The sequence below is a fragment of the Streptomyces sp. NPDC059003 genome (genome assembly GCF_042740445.1).
GTDB lineage: Bacteria > Actinomycetota > Actinomycetes > Streptomycetales > Streptomycetaceae > Streptomyces.
Genome location: NZ_JBHYJH010000305.1, coordinates 1,464 through 6,259, shown reverse-complemented (window position 1 = coordinate 6,259; position 4,796 = coordinate 1,464). Strand labels below are relative to the sequence as shown.

Sequence of the window (4,796 nt, the reverse complement as noted above, 5' to 3'; positions counted from 1 at the left end):
ACAGCTCTGCCCCCTGATCACATCACCCGATCGATGCCCCAACTGAAAAGACTCCCCGACTCAGGACACTAGGGCAGCTCGCCCCGTTCAGGGTTTCCCGCCACCGTGTCACAAGAGGGATCAGGTGAGGGGCGGCGGGGTGATCGTCAACGTGGCGGGCAGGTTCAGCATCTGGAAAGCGAACTCCGCTGGTTTGCCGACGCATCCGATCCTCCTGGCCAGGCCCTGGACGTCCAGGGATTCCGGTAGATGCCCCGGCCACGGCCTTCCCGGCTTACCGGGTGTGTCCCGGAGGAATTCGCCGTACACATCCACCTGATGGGCGGTGCCGTTGGTGTTCCGCGTCTCCTTCTTCCCGTCACCATTGTCCAGCCCGAATTCCATGACATGTCCGGGCTCGCGCAGGAGGATCGCGTCGGGGCGCTTGTCGAAGAGGAGCAAGGCGGTGTCTGAGCCGATCTGGGTTCGCGCGACGAGCTTCGCTCCCTGGACGGTGAAGAACCCCGGGTCGGTTGTGGTGGCAAGAGCGTCACCGGCAGCCGGTTCGGGCAGGGGCAGGGCTGGCCAGGCACGGATGATCTCAGAGCGGATGATCAGGCCGCAGGCAGGAGCCCGAGCGGAGTCGCGTGGCTTGAAGACGACATCGGCTACCAAGGGTTCGAGCAGCCGGTCGACGGAGGTGTGCGATCCGACTGCCAGCATCCCGTCGGCGAAGGCGCTGAGCCACCGTTCGTCGACGGAGAAGAATCGGGCGCTGTCCGTCGGCAACACCGCGTCGGTGAATGGCAGCAGGTAGCAGATGGGCAGCACCATGAGGAGGTCGATCGTGTCCCACAGCCATGTCTCCTCGGCCCCCGCACTGACGCCGCCCGGTCCCGGATCGCGGGGCGTGAATTCCACCGTGGCCGAGGCAGGCACGCCTGGAGGTTCGGCAAGCGGGGGCACGTCGGGCGCGGGGAGGTGACGCTGACGCAGAACGCTCTTGAGATCGCGTGAGACACCGGGATGCGATAGCAGCGCGGCAGTATGTTCCACTAGCGGACGTTCACCGTACGTGCGGGGGACGTCCGCCTCTTGGAGCGCCTCGCTCAGCCTCCCCTCGGCCAGATGCGCCTGGGCCTTCTGCGGGGCCGCCGGTGGCGCGGCCGAGGCGCCGCCTGCGGACGTGTCGCGCAGAGCGGTGGTGATGTCGATTCCCAGGGGCTCCGTCCGTTTGTCCCGGTCGCCCGTCATCATGGCGTCGAACCTTCGGTGGAGCGGGACGGGGTCCAAGGCCGCTGCCACCACTGCCTGCGGGACGCTGGGGGAATCTGCAGGATACTCTGTCACCGCAGTCGGCCCGGTGGCTTTCACCAAGGACATCAGCCGCTTCTGGGCATCGTGCTTGAGGGTGAGGAGCTGGCCGAACAGATCGCCGCGAGAGAGGACCAACTGGTAGCCGATGTTCCAAGCGGCTGCCAGACTGATGTCGAAGGCGCACTCGGCGGTGCTGTAGATCAGGGCCTCGTCGGCGCTGCTGAATGGTCGGTGCGCGGGCACCGGGGCTGACTGGGGCGGTGGCCACGGACCGAAGGGTCCCCTGTACCACGATGCCGTCCGTTCGCCCGTCGCCAGGCGGTGGGATATGGGCAGGTAGCCGGCCCTCATGCGTTCCTTCACCGCAGCGGGCGCGGACGTCGGCGGGGTATACCGCAGCCGGTCCCCCTGGTGGGCGCACTTCTGGTTGGCCAGCATGCGGTCGAAGGCGTCTGCGTAGGTCTTCACATCGCCAGCGGGGGTGAGGAAGGACCAGGACCACAAGGACACCAGCCGCAGCTTCTTCTTCGGATCGAGGCTCTGGTCCGTGAGGTTCTTCTCGTGACCGAGGAGGGAGATGAGGTGGGCCGTGTAGTGGCAGGACCGGTCCTTGTCCCGGCTGGCCGGGGCCGCAGGATCGGGCACAGCGCGCGGAAAGCGCGAGCTGATGACCGCGCTGTGGGCCCGCAGGGGCGTGCCCTTGTTTTCGGCGTCCTGCCGGACCTCACGGCGTACGTGCGTGAGCAGGGGCAGATTGTTCAGCGGGTCCGGCAACAGCCTGTCCCGTAGGTCCTCCACGAGGACGTCGATGACCGTGCACTGGTTCCCCGGCCGGGGAGTGGCGACCTTGGGGGCGAGGGCGCCGCCCAGATCCTTGGTCAGGAGGTCCGCCGCCTCGCCGCTGGCGGGAGCCATGCCAGCGGTCTCCCCGTCGGCCAGCACCAGCACAGCCATAGTGGGCGCCTTATCCCATCCGGCTGGGGCCTGGCCGGGGCGTTCCCAGGGGAGATAGGGATCGCGCAGCGAGACGTACGGCAGGAGGTGACCGGCGGGAGCCGTTGACCCGGGCGCCGGGAAGGATGCCAGCACGTCGGCGGACGTCAGGCTGTACCGCGGCGCACCGACGGTGAACTCCTGGGAACGGGACGTGAACGTCCAGTCAGGGGCGTTGCTCCCCTGCCCCTTCACGGTCTGCTCCACGTCAATGGTGTAAGTGCCAAGGGGAATGCCTGGGACCCACGCCCCATGGAGTTCAAGTCCGGGCTCGAATTCTTGGGTTGGCATGAGGACGTCACCCTTCCAGGATCTGAGGCAGGGCATCCACGTAACCGGAAGCGCCGTTTTCGAAGACGTTCTCCTTGAGGCCCTGGGTCAGGTTGTCCATGGAGAAGCCGGGTATATCCAGCGCCTTCAGCGCTTCCAGGAACGCTATACGGGTCTGCTTCGCAGTGGTGGCCGACACATTGGCCAGCTGCTTCTCCGACATGGCGGGCAGCCGGTCGTTGTTCTTGCAGGTGTAGTTCCGCGCCATCTTCTCTGCCACCATGCCGATCGAGGATCTTCTCCTCACGGCCTTGGCCGGGATCAGTGACTTCCTGGTGTAACTAGCCGGTGGCGGTGTCAGAGTGATGGCACTCGCATAGCCCCCGACCAAGCCGCTCCCGCCGAAGGTCATGGGCGTTGTGTCCCACAGGGCAGCGGGTACCCCTCGGACATCGAGCGTTGCCCCCCACATGCTGCTGTCGGCGGGCACCGGCCCCACCGGGGCGGCGACTTCGGTCTCCTTGTGCTTCACTGTGATCTTCATGGAGGAGGAGATGCCCGTGGCCTTCATCGGACGGATGTCCAGCGTCTTGCGGGTGATCCCCTCCAGGATGTCCACCTCGTTGACGCGGACGGAGGTGAGCGGAACCGCTGTTGTCACCCGACAAGCGAACTCCTGCACACCGAATGCCCATGAGGCGCCAGCCGCAGGGGCGGTGGTCTGCTCAGTGGTGCCGGACACAGGCGCTGAGGGCAGCAGCCCCATGGACGCGGTCAGCGTCACCACCTTAGCGTCCTGGGACCCGGCGGTTCCCGCGGCAGCTGGGGCGCCGTGCGGCCTGATCCCGCCGGGCAGCATCCTGTCTCGGAAGTCCTGCGGGCTCAGCTTCACCCTGTCCCCGGGATCGTCCGCGCCGAAGTCTACGTTGATGCCGAAGCGGCCGATCTTGACGCGGGCGACACCGCCGACCGGCGGGCCCCACACATGGCCGTCCGCGCCAACCTCCGCCGTGATGCCCCAGACCGTGCCACTGATCCGGCCGCCCCAGTCCACTTTGAAGTAGAAGGGGTCCCATTCAACTAGCGCGTCGGCGTACACGCTGGCATCGACGCTGGCACTGTCCCACTGCCCATGCAGGTTGGCATTGATCCCGGCCATGAACGCATGGGGCGTCAACGCCGCATAGCAGCTGCCCCAGGCATGGATGGCATCGGAGAGGTGCCAGTCGAACCCCAACCGCGCCGGCCGCGGATAGTGGGGGGGAACGACGAACTTAGGGTGGTAGCCCCCCACACTCACCACGAACTCCCCCGGGTGGGCACTGCGGCCGAACCAGAGCCTTACGGCTGCTCCACCCGTGAGCTTGCAGTTGCGGTCCAGGACGAACGACGTGTCCGTTACTGCTGCGTCGATCTCCAAGGCGTCGCTGCTGCTTCGGTACTCCGCCCGCACGTCGACCGCCAGCTCGGCCCATGGCATTGCGGGCCTTTTCGGGAACTGGGCTACGGCATGCCCGTACAGACCCGCCACCAGCTCGTTCCCGAACTGCACGATGGCCACGCCACTGACGTCGACTAACTCGTACACCAGAGCTTCCATGCCAGCGGCCAGCCACATCTCACCCGATGCGGGCGTCACCCAACCACCACCTAGGAGGATGTCGAGCTGCTTCAGAGGATCGTCGACCGATTCCGTGGCGGTGAGCATCTTGACGAAGGGAAAGTGTCTTACTTCTGCGATATGCGGAGTGCGTACCTGGGTGTGGTATCCGAATCCAGCAGCGAGCTTTTCCAGCCGGAACATGGGCGGGCCGGCCGAGGTCCTCGAGAGATCGAGCACACCGAAGCAGAAGAGTGATGGGTCACCGCTGATCTTCTGTGCGTAGAAGCCCATCGCGGTCACGTTGACCGCGGGTGTCTGGACGACGGCCATACCACCCACGGCCAGGGAATAGTCCTTACCCATATTCCGGCGTACGAGCGCTCCTGCGATCGTCAGTGGCGGGCGGCTGTACCCCAAGCTCAGACCGTCCAGGTGGAAGGTCGGGTTTCCCGGATTGTTCAGGGAGATTTCCGCTCCCAGCCCCTTCGTCCCAAAGTGCAATCCGCCGCCGCTCGCCTCCACATCCGCCAACAGCAGCACGCTCCCCGACCGGTATGCGGCACCCACCCGTCCCACGTGAACAGGCCCTGCTGTCTTGTCCAAGTCCAGCCATGTGGCTCCACCGGCACTACCC

General features: G+C 66.1%; 2 protein-coding genes. Both read right to left on the bottom strand.

Annotated elements, in window-relative coordinates; all coding sequences use genetic code 11:
- Window positions 1-120: 120 nt before the first annotated feature.
- The gene (locus ACFWZ5_RS44045) at window positions 121-2,496 is read right to left on the bottom strand and encodes a hypothetical protein (protein ID WP_384892720.1); all 2,376 of its coding nucleotides are present in this window, start codon (window positions 2,494-2,496) and stop codon (window positions 121-123) included.
- 91 nt (window positions 2,497-2,587) lie between these two features.
- Window positions 2,588-4,765, bottom strand: coding sequence for a DUF6603 domain-containing protein (locus tag ACFWZ5_RS44040; RefSeq protein WP_384892717.1), 2,178 nt, complete (start codon window positions 4,763-4,765; stop codon window positions 2,588-2,590).
- Between the last annotated feature and the right edge of the window lie 31 nt (window positions 4,766-4,796).